At 75.4% G+C, this 17,415-nt stretch carries 6 protein-coding genes; 3 read left to right on the forward strand and 3 right to left on the reverse strand.

The window, feature by feature from the left end; all coding sequences use genetic code 11:
• Nucleotides 1–177 precede the first annotated feature (177 nt).
• The 3 genes from ABZ321_RS35065 to ABZ321_RS35075 are packed head-to-tail and all read left to right on the forward strand — an operon-like array spanning nt 178 to nt 6,328.
• Nucleotides 178–675 (forward strand): sigma-70 family RNA polymerase sigma factor, encoded by a 498-nt coding sequence (locus tag ABZ321_RS35065; RefSeq protein ID WP_344511272.1) that lies wholly within the window; start codon nt 178–180, stop codon nt 673–675.
• The gene (locus tag ABZ321_RS35070; protein WP_354899374.1) at nt 672–1,820 is read left to right on the forward strand and encodes a hypothetical protein; all 1,149 of its coding nucleotides are present in this window, start codon (nt 672–674) and stop codon (nt 1,818–1,820) included. The genes ABZ321_RS35065 and ABZ321_RS35070 overlap by 4 nt, the downstream gene beginning before the upstream one ends.
• A complete protein-coding gene (locus ABZ321_RS35075) occupies nt 1,817–6,328 on the forward strand; it encodes an FtsK/SpoIIIE domain-containing protein (RefSeq protein ID WP_354899377.1) in 4,512 nt (1,503 codons plus the stop codon). Before ABZ321_RS35070 ends, ABZ321_RS35075 begins: the two co-directional genes overlap by 4 nt.
• Before the next feature lie 14 nt (nt 6,329–6,342).
• Here ABZ321_RS35075 and ABZ321_RS35080 read toward each other — a convergent pair whose 3' ends face one another.
• Genes ABZ321_RS35080 through ABZ321_RS35090 form a run of 3 tightly spaced genes read right to left on the reverse strand, consistent with a single transcriptional unit; the run spans nt 6,343 to nt 17,395 of the window.
• Nucleotides 6,343–7,200, reverse strand: coding sequence for an RICIN domain-containing protein (locus tag ABZ321_RS35080; protein ID WP_354899381.1), 858 nt, complete (start codon nt 7,198–7,200; stop codon nt 6,343–6,345).
• Nucleotides 7,201–7,217: 17 nt separating this feature from the next.
• The gene (locus ABZ321_RS35085) at nt 7,218–9,581 is read right to left on the reverse strand and encodes a right-handed parallel beta-helix repeat-containing protein (protein WP_344511264.1); all 2,364 of its coding nucleotides are present in this window, start codon (nt 9,579–9,581) and stop codon (nt 7,218–7,220) included.
• A complete protein-coding gene (locus ABZ321_RS35090) occupies nt 9,578–17,395 on the reverse strand; it encodes a hypothetical protein (protein ID WP_354899384.1) in 7,818 nt (2,605 codons plus the stop codon). Before ABZ321_RS35090 ends, ABZ321_RS35085 begins: the two co-directional genes overlap by 4 nt.
• Nucleotides 17,396–17,415 lie beyond the last annotated feature (20 nt).

The raw sequence follows: 17,415 nt of genomic DNA on the forward strand, positions 1-17,415 counted from the left end.
AGCACGCCGGCGACGGACTACATCGACCTCGTATAGCTGGCGGTCGATGAACGGACACGCCATGTTCATCTTCGGCTACCCGTAGGCAATCCGGCGCTGTAAGTGTGGGCGCGGAAGTGCTCAATGAACGACCATCCGGGCGCTTCGCACGAATGTACGCGAAAGGCTGCGCCCAACGTGAGCTCTGGCGATGCCGCCCGCGACCTCGGCGAACAGCGCGCCGCCCTGCACCGCTACGTGACCCGGCTCGTCGCCCCCGACCTGCACCAGGCCGAGGACATCGTGCAGGAGACCCTGCTGCGCGCGTGGCAGCACGCCGACCAGCTCGACTGGTCCGAGCGGCCGATCCGGCAGTGGCTGTTCAGGATCGCGCGCAACCTCGTCGTCGACGCCTGGCGCAAGGACCGCAGCGTGCCGATCGGGATCGCGGCCGACCTGTTCCCCGAGCGGGCCGACCGCGGCGACCTGGCCGAGACCGTCGCCGACCGGCACCTCCTGGTGCACGGGCTGCGGCAGCTGCCGGCCCGGCACCGCGAGATCCTGGTGCACGTCCACCTGCTCGGACGCGGCGGCGACGACACCGCGGCGGCGCTCGGCATCCCCGGCGGCACCGTGAAGTCCCGCACCCACCACGCGCTGCGGGCCATGCGCGTGGTCCTCGGGGAGGCGGCATGATCGCGTACCTGTCGGCGCACCGCGGGCCGATCAGCGCCCTGCTCGGCGGTCTCGGCCTGCTCGTGCTCGCCCTCGTCCTGCTCCAGCGCGCGGTGCGGCGGGCCGGCGGCTGGCGGGTGGTGCGGCGCCGGTTCGCCCGCGAGGTGCGGCGGACGGCGGCGGCGTTCGGGCGGCCCGTCCGGCGCTGGTGGCGGTACCGGCGACGCCTCGAACTCCTCAGCGGACTGCTCGCCGACCCGCAGACCTGGACGACCGCCGCGGCGGCGCTGCGCGACATTCCGCTGCCCGGCCGGCGGCAGCCCTACGCCGTGATCCTCGCCGGCGACGCCGTCGGCGTGTACTTCGCCGGGGCGCCCTGCAAGGTCCCCGACGACTTGCCGTGGACCGCCGACGAGGACGACCCGCTGCTGTGGTGGACCCCACGGGACCCCGACGCGCCCGGCGACGCGGCCCCGGTGCTGGTGGCGGCCGGCGTGGAGGACGCCCGCGGCGGCGTGGTGTTCCTCGACCTGACCGCCGGCCCCGCCACCGTCGCCACGACCGGCGACGACCGCACCGGCCGCGCGCTCGTGCAGTCGATCGCCGCCCAGCTCGAGGCCCGCCTGCCCGGCGGCGCGGTCACCATCGGCCCCGGCGTGCATCCCGGGTTCGACGGCGAGCTGACCTCGCCGGCCACCGAGTTCCTCATCTGCGCGGGCGTACCCGGCAGCACGCGCACCGAGCTGCGCACCGTCCGCATCGGCGGCGCCCAGGGCCATGCCAGGCTGCTCCTCGCCGACCGCACGGGACTCGTACGCCCGGCCGGCACCCCGCTCGTCCTCGACGTCACCGCGCTGCCGAGATCGGTCGTCCGCACGCTCGCGACGATCCCGCCCGCGCCCCGGCGCCCAGACACCGGCCCGCTCCTGGACGAGGACGCCTTCGTGGCCTCCCTCGACGCCCCGCCGTCCCCGCTGCCGGTCCGAGCGGCGCCGGCTCCGGAGACGGACCCGGAGGCGGCAGCGGCGCCGCCGGGGGACGCGGCGAGTGCCGGAGCGCCGCCGCCCGTCCGGCCGCTCAGCGCCACCACGCACGACGAGGACGAGTTCGACGAACCGGAACGCCCCGCCCCCGGCGTGTCCGCGACCAGGGGGATGCCGACGTGAACCTCACCCTCACCACCGTCGACGGCATCGACGGGACACGCCGGGACCACCTCGTCGACCTGCCCGGCGCCTGCACCGTGGCCGAGCTCAGCGCCGCCCTCGACCGGCCCGCCGACGACGGGGGCGCGGCCAGGTTCCTGGCCGGAGCCGGGCCGGCCAGGAAGGTGTACCTCGACGGCGTCGAGGTGCCCCTCTCCGCCCCGGTGCACGGCTCCGGCATCCGGTCAGGAGCGGTCCTGGGTCTGGGCCGGCCCGTCCGGCGACGGGACCTGGTCCGGCCCGACCCGGCCGACGCCGGCCCGGTGCTCGTCGAGCTGCACGCGGTCTCCGGGCCGGCCGCCGGCCGGAGCTGGCGGCTCACCCCGGGCAGCTGGGAGATCGGCACCGCCGATCACTGCGCGATCAGCGTCGACGGCCCCGACGCCCCCACCGGCGGGCTCTGGGTGACGGTCTCCACCCGGGGAACCGTGACCTGGCACCGCGAGCCCGGCGACGACGGCGAGGTCAGACCGGCGGTCGTGGAGCCGCCGTACGCGTTCGACCCGGACACCGGCATCACCGTCGAGACCGCCGGGCGGCCGTCGGTACCGGACGCGCAGGACGACGACGAACCCGCCCGGCGCTGGGAGCCCGGCACCGATCTCGCCGTCGGTCCGGTCCTGCTGAGGCTCGTCGCCCCGGTGGCGGCCGACGCCGCGGTCACGGACGCCGCCGACGGGATCGGCCTGGACTACAACCGGCCGCCGCGGATCGCGCCGCATCTGGACGCCGAGCGGGTGCGGCTGCCGAACCCTCCGACCAAGCCGCCACGCCAGCCCTTCCCGATGCTGATGCTCGTCGCCCCGATCGTGCTCGGGCTGGTCCTCGTCGGGGTGTTCCGCTCGTACTTCTACCTGGTCTTCATCCTGTTCACGCCGGTCATGGCGGTCACCAACTGGATGGTCGGCCGGCGCGGCAACCGCAAACAGCACGAGGACCAGTGGCGGCGGTACCGGCTACGGATGGACTCCCTGCAACGCGAGATCCACGACGCGGTCCGGCAGGAGCGGCACGTGCGCTGTGTGACCGGACCCGACCCGGCGACGCTCGGCCTCGTCGCGACCGGCCCCGGGGTGCGGCTGTGGGAGCGGCGCCGGCGGGACCCCGACCACCTGCTGGTCCGGCTCGGCACCGCCGACCTGCCGTCCGTGAAGGAGATCGACGACCCGGGCCGCGACGAGAACCACCGCACGGTGCGCTGGAACATCCAGGACGTGCCGGTCGGCCTGGAGCTCGCCGAATACGGCGTCATCGGCGTCGCCGGCCCGGCCGCGCCGGTACAGGCGCTGGCGCGGTGGTTCGTCGCGCAGAGCGCCGTCCTGCACAGCCCCCGGGACCTGCGGGTGGTGGTGCTCACCGAGCCCCAGCGCAGCGACGGCTGGAGCTGGGTCCGGTGGCTGCCACACCTGCGGCCCGCCGGTGGGGGCGGCCCGATGGTCAGCGTCGGCAACGACCCGGAAAGCGTCGCCAACCGCGTCGCCGAGCTGGTCGCCCAGGTGCAGGCGCGCCAGCGGGCACTCGGCTCGTCGCTGGGCAAGGCCATGTTCACCGACCCCGACGTGCTCGTCATCCTCGACGGCGCCCGCCAGCTGCGGGATGTCCCGGGCGTCGTGCAGCTGCTCACCGAGGGCCCGCGGGTCCGCCTGTTCAGCATCTGCCTCGACGAGCAGGAGCGGCTCCTGCCGGAGGAGTGCACCGCGGTCGTCGTGGCCGCCGCGACGACCGTCACGCTGCGCCGCACCGGCAGCGCCGACCTCACCGGCATCCGCGCCGACCTGGTCGACGTCGGCTGGTGCGAGTGGCTCGCCCGCGGCCTCGCCCCGCTGCGCGACGTCAGCCCCGAGCACGACGCCGGGCTGCCCCGCGAGGTGCGGCTGCTGGACCTGCTGGACCTCGAGCCGCCAGACCCCGCCGAGCTGCTGCGCCGGTGGGAGAAGCGGCCGGCCAGCACCACGTTCGCGCTCGGCCGCGGCTACGACGGGCCGCTCGCGCTGGACCTGGTCCGCGACGGGCCGCACGGGCTCGTCGCCGGCACCACCGGGTCCGGGAAGTCGGAGCTGCTGCAGGCGTTCGTGGCGTCGCTCGCCGCGGCGAACCGCCCCGACGAGCTGACCTTCGTCCTCGTCGACTACAAGGGCGGCAGCGCGTTCCGGGAGTGCGCCGAGCTGCCGCACACCCTGGGCATGGTCACCGACCTCGACGCGCACCTCGTGCAGCGGGCGATGGACTCCCTCGGCGCCGAACTCCGCCGCCGGGAGCGGATCCTCGCCGGCGCCGAGTGCAAGGACCTGCCCGCGTACCGGGCGAAACGCGCCGCCGACCCGGCGCTGCCCCGGCTGCCGCGGCTGCTGCTGGTGATCGACGAGTTCGCCACCCTCGTGCGTGAGGTGCCGGACTTCGTGCCCGGCCTGATCGGCATCGCGCAGCGTGGCCGGTCCCTCGGCATCCACCTCGTCCTCGCCACGCAACGGCCGGCCGGGGCGGTCACCCCCGACATCAAGGCCAACACCAACCTGCGGATCGCGCTGCGGGTCACCGACACGGTGGAGAGCCAGGACATCATCGACACCGGCGAGGCCGTCACCATCTCGCCCGGCAACCCGGGCCGGGCGCTGGTGCGCGCCGGGCACCGCACGACCGTGCCGTTCCAGGCCGCGTGGGTCGGGGCCGGCCGGCACCCCGAGGGCACCGCGCCTGTCGCCGCGGCGCCGCTGCGCACCGCGGAGCTGTCGTGGCAGCGGCTCGGTCGCCCCGTCGACCTGCCCGTCGCCGACGTCGACCCGCACGCCCCCACCGCTCTCGTGCCGACGGACCTGCAGGTCTTCGTCGCCGCCGTGAATGAGGCCGCGGCCGGCCTCACCGACCTGGTGCCGCAGCCGAGCCCGTGGCTGCCGGCACTGCACGAGCGGGCGCTGCTGGCGGAGCTGACCGTCCAGCGGGAGACGCCCGTGCACGAGAGCGTGCCGCCGCTGATCCCGTACGCGCTCGAAGACGTCCCGCAGCTCCAGCAGCGCCGGGTCGCGACGGTCGACCTCGGCACGTTCGGCCATCTCTACGTGATCGGCGCGCCGCGCTCCGGACGGACCCAGGTGCTGCGGACCATCGCCGGCGCCGCCGCGCAACGGACGAAGGTCCGCGACGTGCACCTCTACGGCATCGACGCCGCGGGCGGCGGCCTCACCGCCCTCGAAGCGCTGCCGCACTGCGGCGCGGTGGTGTCGCGGCACGACATGGAACGCCTCGAACGCCTCCTGCGCCGCCTCGGCCGGGAGCTCACCGAGCGGCAGGAGCGCTGCGCCGCGCTCAGCTGCGCCGGGCTCGTCGAGCTGCGCCGGCGGCTGCCCGCCGCGGAGCGGCCGCCGCACATCCTGCTCTTCATCGACGGCTGGGACGCCCTCGCCCCGGTCCTCGACGAGCACGACCAGGGCCGGCTCCTCGGCGACGTCACCAGGATCGTGCGGGAAGGCGCCGCCGCCGGCATCCACGTCGTCGCCACCTCCGAGCGGGCCCTGCTCGGCGGCCGGCTCGCCGCGCACAACGACCACAAGCTGCTGCTGCGCCAGGCCGACCGCAACGACTACCAGCTCGTCGGCATCCTGCCGAGCAAGGTCCCGGCGACGATCGTGCCCGGCCGCGGCTGGCACGTGCTGTCCCGCACCGAGACGCAGGTCGCGCTCCTGGACCCCGACGACAGCGGCCAGGCCCAGGCCGCCGCCCTGCGCAGGATCGGGGCCGCGGCCGGCGCCCCCGGGCGGGAACGACCGTTCGCCGTCGCCGGCCTGCCGACGACCGTCGCCTTCACCGACGCCTACGAGCAGGTCCCGGCGCCCCTGCGCCGCCCGATGTGGGGGCTGCTCGGTGTCGGCGGCGACGACGGCACCGCGGTCGGCGTCGACCTCGCCACCACGTCGGCGTTCTACGTCGGCGGCCCGCCCGGCACCGGCCGCAGCAACGCCCTGGCCACCCTCGCGGTGTCGCTGCTGGCCGGCGGCACCGGCCTGATCGTGTTCACTCCGCGGGAGTCGCCGCTGCGCGCCCTCGCCCGGCACGCCCAGGTCCGTCTCTTCACCGAGCCGGACCCGGCCAACGACGCCGTGCAGGCGGCGCTCACCGATCTGCGCGGTCCGGCGGTGCTCCTGGTGGACGACGCCGACCTGCTCACCACCCCCGCCGCCGACAAGGTCCTGCGGGCCGTCGCCACCTCGGGCCGCGACCACGGCCAGTCCATCGTCTACGCCGGTGCCGCCGACGCCCTCTCGATCGGCCTGGGCGCCTGGCTCACCGCCGCCCGCCGGGCCCGCCGCGGCCTGCTCCTGTCCCCCAGGTCAGTCACCGAGGGCGACGCCATCGGCGCCCGCCTGACCTCCAGCCAGGTCCGCGGCGCCGCCCCGGTCGGCCGCGCGTACACCTCGGGCCCCGCCGGCACGGCAGTCGCCGTCCAGGTCCCCCTGACCGTCCTGCGGGACTGAGGGGAGTCCAGCGATCAGCGCCAGAACCATTTCTGGTTGTCCTGGCCGTTGCACCAGTAGAGCTTGACGGGGCTGCCGGTGGTCGTGCGGCGCTCGATGACGTCGGCGCACTTGTCCGCGTTGACGTTGACGAGGTCGTTGGAGGCGTTGAGGCGCCATTGCTGGGCGCGGTTGCCGCTGCAGTAGGCGACCTGGACGACGGTGTAGACGTCCGTGCCGGCCCAGGCGGCGTCCATGCAGAGGCTCACGGAGCGGATGGTGCCGTCGGGGAGGGTCTCCCAGTGCTGGGCGGCGGAGCCGTTGCAGGTGGCGATCACCAGGGCGGTGCCGTCCTTGCCCGCGGCGGCGCTGAGGCAGAGGCGGGACTGGACGCCGACGATCGCGCGACCGGGGATCGCGGGCGGCGGGGCGGCGGCCTTGGCGGTGGTCTTCGCCGGGGCGGCGGCCGTGGTCGTGGTGACGCCCGCCTGGGCTCCGGTCGCCGTGCCGCCGGAGCCCGACCCGCCCGCACCCGACCCGCCGGCACCTGACCCGCCGGCACCCGCACCGGAGCCCGACCCGCCTGAGCCGGGCCCCGGCCCGGTTGAGCCGTTGCCGCCCGAGCCGCCGGGGGGCGTGGGAGAGCTGGAGGCGGCAGGACCGGCCGTGGGAGCGGGCGGCGTCGCGGAGGTGGAGGTCACCGCCGCGGGGCGGGGAGCGGAACCCGGGCCGGCGGTGCGGCCGGCGTCGGCCGCGGGACCCGAGGGTAGGACGAACGGCAGGGCCGCCACGGCCAGTACCACACCCGACACCACGAACACGCGGGGTGCCGGGATGAAGCCCCGGCGGGGCACGGTGGGACGGCGGGTGAAGGCGTCGGCGAACGGGGACATGGCTGCTCCAGTCGGGGCTATCGGGTGGGCAGGTCTTCGGGGGCGAGCAGGACGAGGTCGTCGCCGGTGGCGTCGGGGAGTTCGGCGACGCGTTGGGCCTGGCGTTCGGTCATCTCCTGGAAGACCTGGCGGGCCAGGCGGCCGTTGCCGAAGCCAACGCCCCGGGGCAGGGCGGTGAAGTAGTCGACGAGGCCGCCGCGGGCGGCGTCGGTGAGCTCGTACCGGTGTCCGGCGGCCTGGTGCTCGACGATCGCGACCAGCTCCGGGGTGTCGTAGTCGTCGAAGTGCAGGGTGCGGGTGAAGCGTGAGGCCAGGCCCGGGTTCGCGCCGATGAAGCGGTCCATCTCGCCCGGGTAGCCGGCGACGATGACGATGACGTCGTCGCGGTGGTCCTCCATCATCTTGACGAGGGTGGCGATGGCCTCCTGGCCGAAGTCGTTGCCGCCGTAGCGGGGCACGAGCGAGTAGGCCTCGTCGATGAACAGGACGCCGCCGAGGGCGCTGGTGACGGCGGCGGCGGTCTTCGGGCCGGTGTGGCCGACGTATTCGCCGACGAGGGCGCTGCGGTCGACCTCGACGAGGTGGCCGCGGCGCAGCAGGCCGAGAGCCTTGAGCAACCGGCCGTAGAGGCGGGCGACGGTCGTCTTGCCGGTGCCGGGGTTGCCGGCGAAGACCAGGTGCCGGCTCAGCGGCGGGGCGGGCAGGCCGGCCTCCTCGCGGCGGCGGACGGTCTGCATGAGCTTGACGAGCGTGCCGACGTCGCGTTTGACGCGGTCGAGGCCGACCAGCTCGGCCAGCTCGCCGAGCAGGTCGTCGAGCGACAGCTCGTCGGGGGCGGGGACGGCGGTGACCGCCGGGGAGCTGGCCGGCGACGCGAGCGCGGTGACGGCGTCGTGGATGCGGCAATCCTCAAACATCGGGTCGGCGGCGGTGTCGACGTGCAGGCCGGCGAAGCCGGTCGCGGTCACGTCGCACCGGGTGAACTGCCCGCCGGCGCCCTGGGCGACGTAGATGCCGTTCTTCGCGACGCCGTCGACGCGCAGCCCTTCCACCTGTGGGCGGGAGCCGGTCCACGCGACCAGTCCGGAGCCTCCCCCGCCGGTGACGTCGGCGGCGGTGATCAGGACCGGGGCGGCCGTGTCGATCACGATGCCCGCGGCGCCCGCGTCGGTGACCCGGCCGCCGGTCAGGGTGAGCGCGCCTCCGGCGACGACCTCGACGCCGACCTCTTTGGGTCGCAGGACGGCGCACTGGCGCAGGTCGGCGGGGGACGAGGAGGCGATCCGCACGCCGGTGGCGACGTCGGCGATCGTGCAGCCGGCCGCGGTGAGGGAGGCGCGGTCGCCGACGTGCAGGCCGGTCAGGGTGAGGTCGCGCAGGTCGCAGTCGGTGAGCGTGACCCTCGACTGCTCCACGGCGTGGACGCCGTGCTCGGCGCCGTGCCGCACCCGGCAGGCGGTGAGCTGCACGTCGGCGGTGCCGCCGGTGTGCACGGCGCTGAACCCGGCGCTGGTGAGGTGGCAGCCGTCGAGGACGGCCCGGGCGGCGCCGACGGCGAGCAGCGCGTTGGCGGAGGTGTCGCGGACGGTGCAGCCGGCCGCGGTGAGCTCGGCGTCGTCGGTGACGACGAGACCGCTGGCGCCCGGCCCGGTGATGCGGCAGTCGGTGAGCCTGACCCGGGCGGCGCCGGACACCTGGACGGCGGCGGCGCCGGACATGTCGATGCGGGACTCGTCGGCGACCACGGCCGCGGCGTCCTCGACGAGGAGCCCGTCGCGGCCGGCCCGGTCGATTCGGCAGTCGGTGAGACTGAGCCGGGCGGTGCCGCGCACGCGGATCCCGGACCCGTCGGTGGCGCGGACGAGGAGCCGGACCGCGGCGAGCTGGGCGGCGCCGGACAGCACGATCCCGACCCCGGCGACGGCCTCCAGGCGCACGTCGGACCCTTCGGCCTTGACGTCGCCGGCGAGGTGCAGCGCCGTGCCGGCGGCGCCGTGCACGGCGACGTCGCGCAGGACGACGGCGGCGACGGCGTCGACCGCGCGGGCCTCGATCCGGCCGCCGTGCACCTCGACGTGGTCCAGGATCGCGCCGGCGCCGTCCTGGACCGACACGGCGGGGCGGGACGGGTCGGCACCGCGCACGACCAGCCCGGTGACGGTGGCGGCCGCGGCGGTGAGGGTCAGGGTGCCGATCTCGACGCTGCCGGTGCCGTGTTCCGGGCGCAGGTGCACGTCACGGTCGAGCTGGACCGGCTCGGGATAGCGGCCCGGCGCGACCGCGATGGTGTCGCCGGGCGCGGCGGCGCGCACGGCCTCGGCGATCGTCCGGTGGGTGCCGCGGCCGCCGCGGGCGCCGGAGACGGTCAGGACCCTGGTCATTTCGCGTAGTACCAGGGGTTGTCGTGCATGCGGAACTCCTTGAGGAGCTGCGACGTGACCGTCTTCTCGATGATCTTCCAGGGCAGCTGGAGCGCGAACTCGGCGACCCCCTGGCGGTGGAACGCCCGGCCGCCGAGGCCGGAGTTGAAGAGCGTCTTGGCGATGCTGGTGGTGACGGCGCCGGTGACGCCGGCCGCGGCGGACAGCAGGCCGTCGTAGACGGCGGCGCCGCCGGTGAGGTAGACGGTGTTGCCGTTGGCGTCGGTGATGCCGAAGACGGCCGCGTTCATGCTGCCGTTGACGAAGCCGGTGAGCCCGGCGACGGGCACGTTGAACGCGAAGTCGTAGGTGCCGCCGCGCCAGCGGGTCGCGGTCTCGTTGCCGGCCCACTCGTTGGACCAGTGCTTGTCGTGGTTGAGCGGCTTGCGGTGCCAGCCCTTGCCGCCGTCGATGTTGGCGAGACCGGCCTTCCAGTCGCCGGAGCGTTGCATGGCGCCGAACTTGTTGTCGTGCACGAGCGAGCCGACGGCCTGTTTCACGGCCGCGCCGACGGCGGCGTTGGCGAACGCCTTCAGCACGTCCTTGCCGTTGAACTCGGTGCCGGCGATCGCGTCGACGATGCCGTTGACGGCGAGGTTCGCGGCGAACTCGAGCAGGAACTCCTGGGAGAACTCCAGGGCCGCCTTCTGCAGGGCGAGTTTCCAGTACGGCTCGTACAGGGCCTCGGTGTGCGTGCCGAGCCGCAGCTCGCCGCCCCACTCCATGCGGTTGGCCTCGCGGATGCGCCGGTTCCAGCCGCGCACCTCGGTGACGCCGCCGCGGTGGTCGAGCTCGCGGCCGACGCGCTGCCAGCCCCCGCCGGCGCCGCGTTCGAAGACGTAGCCGTCGTCGGTGCGGCGGGCGATGGTGAGCCCGGTGGCGTCGTACTCGCGCCACTGCCCGCGCCAGGCGTCGCGCTCCAGGAACCCGGTGCCGAACTGCGAGCGGTCCCGGACGGTGGCGCCCATGTCGAACTCGCGCCACGCGCCGGGGGTGCCGAGGGTGTACTCGCGGATCCGCCCGATCTCCGCGCCCGCCGGGATCTCCCGGACCACGACCGCGGCGCCGGCGCCGTCGGTGACCTCGTCGCGGAAGCGGGTCGCGCCGCCGAACCAGTCGGCGACCCAGCCGCCGGCGCCGTTGCCGGCGTTGGTGTCCCACCAGCGGCGCAGCGGGTTGGCGCCCGGGGCCGCCGCGACGTTGCCGTACTTGTCGATCTTCCGCCACTGCCATTCGTGCCCGCCACCGGGCAGGTCGACCCGCCACGAGTCGACGTAGCCGCCGCCGTCGAGCATCCGGCGCTCGCGGATGAGGACCTGGTGGCCGTCGGCGCCGCGGACCGTGTCGCGGAAGGAGTCGTCGTACGTGGTGTGCGGGCCGTTGAAGCCGCGCCCGTATTCGCGCGTGCCGGTCTGGCCGGCGCCGTCGCGCCACTGCCAGGTGCGGCTGTCACTGCGCGCGTCGTAGCCGGACCAGCTCCATGTGCCGGCGCGCTCCGGGGCGTCGGCCTCGACCCGGTGGACGCCGCCTGCCGGGTCCGGCCATTCGTCGGCGCGACCGATGACCACGCCGTGCGGGTCCTTGCGCACCCAGACGCCGGTGCCTTCGTGGGCGGCACCGCGGCTGGCGGACCCGCCGTCGGCGGCACCGGCGGCGGGCGGGCGGTGGAACTCCTTGATCGAGCCGTCGGCGTACCCGGCGCGGGCGACGGAGTGCTGCTGGCCGCCGAACTCGTACCAGTTGCCCTGCTGCTGCCCCGGGACGAACCGGTCCTCCCAGATCCGGCCGTCGGGGTGTGGGCCGACGTTGACACGGTGCCCCGACAGGTTGCCGTTGCCCTCGGTCCACGGGATGCGGTTGGCGTCGCGGACCGCTCCGTTCGGGAGCGGGACGGTGTCGTGGCCGACCTTCAGGGTGTTGCCGTGGTCGAGCTTGGCGCTGGAGCGCACGAACCGGCCGGCGTTGGTGAAGTCGTAGGAGGCGTCGTTCATGCCGACGAACCGGAAGCCCTGCGCCCGCACGTTGCCGTGGGCGTCGAGGCGGCGCCACTCGTAGAGCTGGAAGCGGGTGTCGGTGCGCAGGTGCGGGTTGGCGCGGAACACGTCCTCGTCGACGCCGGCGAGGAACCTGCGGGCCCACTGCGGCGGCCGCTGCTCCGACCACCGGCGGGTCTCCAGGCGGTCGCCGCCCGGCAGCGCCTCGAGCTTCCCGGCGTCCTTGCCGTGCGGGGAGTGCGTCTGCCACGTGTCCCGGCGCACGCCGCCGGCGCCGAGGTCGAACTGCTGATACACGCCGGCGTTCGCGGGGCCGTGCGCGGTGCCCCACTGGCGCTGCACGACCAGCCCGGGGTTGCCGCCGGCCGGGGGCAGCCGGTCGGTCCAGCCGCCGTCGCGGTCCAGGGTGCGGGGGCCGTGGCCGAGCCGGTTGCCGGCGTTGTCGAAGCGGTGCCAGGTCCAGTCTCCGAGGGCACCGCGCAGCCCCACGACGTCGCCGCCGCCGAGGCCCTGCCGGAACTCGTGCACGAGCCGGCCGCGGTGGTCGACGTCCCGCCAGCCGACGGCGTTGGTGTCGAACCTGCGGACGCCGTGGTCGACGACCCGGCCGTCGGGGGTGAGCTCCACCCAGTGCGGGCGCTGCGCGGTGCGGCCGAAGTCGCCGTCGATGCGGCGGAACACGTCGAGGCTGGTGCCGCCCGGGATCGGGCGCCGGTCGAAGACCTCGACGCCGGACCGGTTGAGCAGCCGGACCCGCCCCGAGCCGGCGGCGGCCGCGTCGACGGTCCCGGCGTGGAACGCGCCGGCGGGCAGCCGCACGCCGTTGTCGGCGAGGTGCCAGGTCCGGCCGGTGGCGTTGACCACGAACTGCCGGGTGGTGGGTGCCGCGTCGCGCAGCACGTTGAAGGACTGCTCCAGGAGGTTGCCGGCGGCGCCGTACCGGCGGAACTCCCCGGCGTGCAGGCCCAGCTGGTCGGTGACCCGGTAGCCGGCGCCGTCCGCGGCGACCTGGAGGCCCTGGAGCCGCACGCCGGCCAGGTCCTCGACGTGCCCGGCACCGCCGGCGGCAGGGGTGACCACGACCCGGTCGGCCCGGCCGGCGAGGTCGTGCACCGGCGTGCCGGTCTCCAGGTGGGTGCCGGCGCCGTCGAAGCGCTGGAACGCGTTGCCGCCGAGCGTGTCCGTGATCTGCGTCCCGCCGCCGTGCGCCGTGACCGTGAACCGGGGGTCGGTGACCTCGATGCGGGCGGCCGCGCCGCCGGTCGGCTGGACGTGGAACCGGTCGCCGAGCACGTTGCCGCCCACGTCCCGCAGCGGCCGGCCGGTCTCGGTCAGCGCACCGGTGCCGTCGAAGCGCTGGAACCCGTGGTGCGCCGCGGTGTCGGTGAGCTGGAACCCGCCGCCGTGCGCCGCGACCGTGTATCTGGGGTCGGTGACCTCGATCCGGCCGCCGGCGCCGTGCGCGTCCGTCACCCAGAACCGGTGGTCGAGGACCCCGCCGCCGGTGTCGGTGAGCGGGCGGCCCGTCGCGGTCAGGGTGCCGGCCTGGTCGAAGCGCTGGAACGCGTGGTGCGCCGCGGTGTCGGTGATCTGGAACCCCGGGCCGTGCCCCGCGACCGTGAATCTGGCGTCGGTGACCTCGATCCGGGCCGGCGCACCGCCGACCGGCTGGACGTGGAAGCGGTCGCCGAGCACGCCGCCGGCCGCGTCCCGCAGCGGCCGGCCGGTCTCGGTAAGCGCGCCGGTGTGGTCGAAGCGCTGGAAGCCGTGGTGCGCGGCGGTGTCCGTCACCTGGAACCCGCCGCCGTGCACGGCCGTGGTGAACCTGGGGTCGGCGACCTCGACGGTGTGCCCGCCGGCGCCGTGGGTGACGACGAACTGGCCGCCGACGGGGGCGCCCGTCGCGTCCCGCAGCGGGCGGCCGGTGGCCGTCGCGGTGCCCGTGGCGTCGAAGCGGTGGAAGCCGGCGCCGTCGGCCACCTGGAAGCCGGCGCCGTGCCGCGTGATCGCGTGGCCGCCGGTGCTCTCGATCCGCACGCCGCTCATGGCGTACCCGCCGACCGGCTCCACCACGAACCGGCCCTGCAGGTCGTGCCCGTCCAGGCCGCGCAGGACCGTGCCGACCTCGGTCAGGTCGCCGTCGGCGTCGAAGCGGCGGAACCCGGTGCCGCCGCCGATCTGGTACCCGCCGTCGAACTCCGTCACGGTCAGGTGCGGCACCACGGCGCCGTCGTCGTCGATCAGCCGCAGCTGCACCGCACCGGCGGCGTCGACGTGCTCGTCGATCCGCAGCCCGAGCCCCCCACCGTCGGCGCCGCGGAGCACGACGTGCCCGTCGATCGGCGCGCCGGCCCACAGGTCGTTGACCATCCGCGAGAGGTTGCCGCCGCCGCCGAGCAGCCGCGGCCGGTCCCGCAGCGAACTGGCGGTGAGCTCGGAGATCCGGGCGTCCATCGCGGCCGGGTTGACGCCGAGGCCGCGCAGCTCGGCCTCCAGGCGTTCGACGCGCATCAGGGCGGCCTGGTGGGCGTTGCCGGCGTGCACGTGGGCGACACCCGGGCCGCTGGACGACTGCCCGGGCCGGGCCTGGATGTCGTTCCAGAGTGCCTCGACGCGGCCGAGTTCGTTGCGGGCTCCCGTGTACTGGCCCCAGGTGTCCAGGCGTTGCCGGCGCAGCGGATCGTCCATGGCGCCGAACAGTCCGGCGATGCGGTTGCTGTCACGCTGCCAGGCGGCGTCCAGCTGCGCGCCGGTCGGTCGGGCGTTCGACGCCGGCGGGGGCAGGGTGATGCCGGCGTCCCGGACCGCGGCGCCGCCGGCGTGCGGCGCGCCCCGGCTGAGCTGGGTCTGCAGCAGGCCGAGCGCGAGGGTGACGGTGACCGGGTCGACGCCGGCGTCCGCCGCTCCGCCGCCGGGCGGGGTGGCCGGCCCGGGGTCGGCGTCGCTGCCGGCCCGTCCGCCCGGACCCAGGTCGACGCCGGCGCCGGCCCATCCGCCCGGACCCGGGTCGACGCCGGTGCTGGTCCGGACGGCGTTGTCTGCGCCGTTCAGGGCTCGGACGTCGACGGCGAGCTGGGCGACCGGGGGTGGGGGCTGCACACCGGCGAGGTGGGCGGGGCTGCCCGAGGCGCCTGCGGGCACGTGGACCGTGGGTGTGCCGGCATGGTGCGGGCCGTGGATCGCCGGGGCACCGGGGTCGCGCGGGGGCGGGGCGTGCAGGGCGGACGGATCCGCGCCGTGCGGCACCGGGGTGTGCGGGACGACGAGGTCACCGTCGTGCGGTGCCGCGTGCAGCGCGCCGTTCACGTTCGGCGGGGTGCCCGCGACGTGCGCCGGGGTGGGGTGCAGGCCCGCGGCGCCGGTCAAGCCGGGCGGGGAGCCTGCGACGTGCGCCGGGGTGGGGTGCAGGCCCGCGGCGCCGTTCAGGCCTGGTGGGGAGCCGGCGAGGTGGGCCGGGGTCGTGGCCGGGGCGCCGGGGTGGGCGGAGACGCCGTCGAGGCGGGTGACGACGAGCTGGGACACCGGCGGGGTGTCGAGGCCCCGGCTCAGGGCGCCGAGGTCCTGCGACACGTGCTGGGCGCCGATCGCGAGGCCGGTGTGGTCGCCGATGCGGGCGCCGGCGCCGTTGACCGCGCCGCCCGGGGTGCCGATCAGCGTGTGCGCGGTGGGCGCCGCACCCGGGTGCTGGGCGAGCAGGTCCATCGCCCCGGCGTGCGCCGAGGGCGGCGGGCCGAGGTGCAGGCCGTTGTGGACGGACGGGGCCGGGGTGGCGTGCGTGAGGGCGCCCGGTGTGATCGCGTCCCCGAGCGCGACCGGCGCGGGACCGCCGTGCGTGAACCCGCCGGGCGCCGGCACGCCGTTCGCGATGACTGCCGGCGGGGGCGCGGCGTTCGCCAGTACCGGCGAGACACCGGCATGCGTGAGACCCGTCGGTGGCGGCACGGCCGTCGCGAGCACCGGCGTGGCGCCCGCGTGGGTGAGACCCGCCGGAGGGGGGACGGCGTTGGCGAGCACCGGGGAGGCGCCGAGGTGCGTCACCGCGGCCGGCGGGGGCACGGCGTTGGCCAGGACGCTCGCCGGTGGGACGGCGTTGTGGGTGACGGCGCCCGGCGGGGTCAGGTGGACGGCGCCCGCCATGGAGCCGGTCTCACCGAGGTGGATGCCGCCGAGCAGGGAGCTCGGCGGCGGGGCGGTGACCGCGGAGATGGCCGGCAGGTGCAGGTTGCCGGCGGCGCCCGCGTGCTGCGCCGGCGACACCGGCTGCAGGTGTACGCCGGCGCTGACGCCCGTGCCGGGGTCGAAGGTGTGCAGGGGCGGCATGCCGATGCTCATGCCCTCCAGCCGCACCCGGGTCAGCGTGTCCATCGGCGACAGCATGATGGCGTCGATGCTGCGGACCGCGTCGCCGCTGAAGTGGAAGCCGTCGCCGATGGTGCTGTGCAGCTGCATCGCCGGCGGGGTCGGGGTGATCTTGCCGATGCCTTCGAACGATCCGACGTTGACTGTCTCGATCCGGGGCGGGACGGTGAGGTTGCCGGTGCGCACGTCGTTGAGGTCCAGGTGTACGCCGCCGCCCCCGCTCTCCGGGAGGAAGACGTGCGGGCGGGGCAGACCGTACAGGTGATGGCCCAGGACGCCGCGGTCGAAGACGGCGAGCTTCATCGCCTTCCACACGCCGAGGTGCAGCTCGTCGGCCTCGGCGGGCAGGAAGAGCCGCAGCCAGCGGTTGCCGCCGAACTCGGTCTTCAGGAACGTCCAGGTGCTGGCGCCGAACTTGGCGACCATCGAGGGCACGCTCGTGGCAAACGCCTGGATACCGCGGACGCCGTTGACGACGAAGAGCCCCGCCTTCGACAGCGCGATGCCGGTGAGGGCGGGCAGGTCGGTGATGCCGGTCCGCAGCCACAGGGCGCCGTTGCGGATCCAGGTGCCGGCGACGGTCGCGATGTCGTGCAGTCCGGGGAAGATCACGAACGGGTGGCTGATGATGCCGCGGAACGCGTTGCCGAAGAACTTGAACACCGCGAACGCGCCGGCCTTCAGCCCGTTCCAGGCGAACTTCGCGCCGGCGGCGATGATCTGGAAGATCGGCACGGCCCGGGTGGTCGGGGCGAGAATGCCCAGGGCGGAGAGGAAGAACTCCAGCGCGGTGGCGTTGCCGTGGGCGAAGTCGACCGCGGTCTTGATGAACAGGGCCAGGTTGACGCCGATGGCCACGAGCGCGATCGGGCCGCCGAAGACCAGCGCCGGCAGGATCAGGGCGATCGCGATCCACTTGAAGATCTCCCAGAACTCCTCGCAGCCGGACACGGGCTGCTTGATGTTCTGGTACGCCTCGACGATCCGGTTCGACGCGGTGTCGGCCGCGGCGCTCTGCTGCTCCCCCGCGGTGCGGGCGGTGTCGGTGAGCGCCGGCCGGCCAGGGTCGTCCTCAGCCATCCCGCGGGCCTGGGTGAGTGCCTGGTCGGCGCGCCACTGCTCGTCGCGCATCACCGCCACGTAGGTGGTGAGCGCCGCCGCCGACCACTCGAACGCCTCGGCGAGACTCTGCACGAAGCCGCGCAGCCGGCCACTGATCTTCTCCCGCAGCGCCTCGGCGGTCTTGCCGGCGAACGCCTCCGGGCCGGCGGTGTCCAGGACGGCGGCGAGCGCGGTGTCGACCTCGCGGGCGACGGTGCCGAGGCTGCGCAGCGAGGCGATGACCTCGTCGATCCGGGCGGGGTCGCCGGGGGTCGGGTCGCCGCCGAGGCCGACCTTGTCCCAGTCGGTCGGTCGTGGCACGCGGACACCCCCTCGCAGCG

This window comes from Dactylosporangium sp. NPDC006015 (genome assembly GCF_040614215.1).
Taxonomy (GTDB): Bacteria; Actinomycetota; Actinomycetes; order Mycobacteriales; family Micromonosporaceae; genus Dactylosporangium; species Dactylosporangium maewongense.

Bases quoted from the DNA above. Each gene is read 5' to 3' on its own strand.
- ABZ321_RS35080 (WP_354899381.1), bottom strand. From the start codon at position 7,200: ATGTCCCCGTTCGCCGACGCCTTCACCCGCCGTCCCACCGTGCCCCGC.
- ABZ321_RS35070 (WP_354899374.1), top strand. From the start codon at position 672: ATGATCGCGTACCTGTCGGCGCACCGCGGGCCGATCAGCGCCCTGCTC.
- ABZ321_RS35085 (WP_344511264.1), bottom strand. From the start codon at position 9,581: ATGACCAGGGTCCTGACCGTCTCCGGCGCCCGCGGCGGCCGCGGCACC.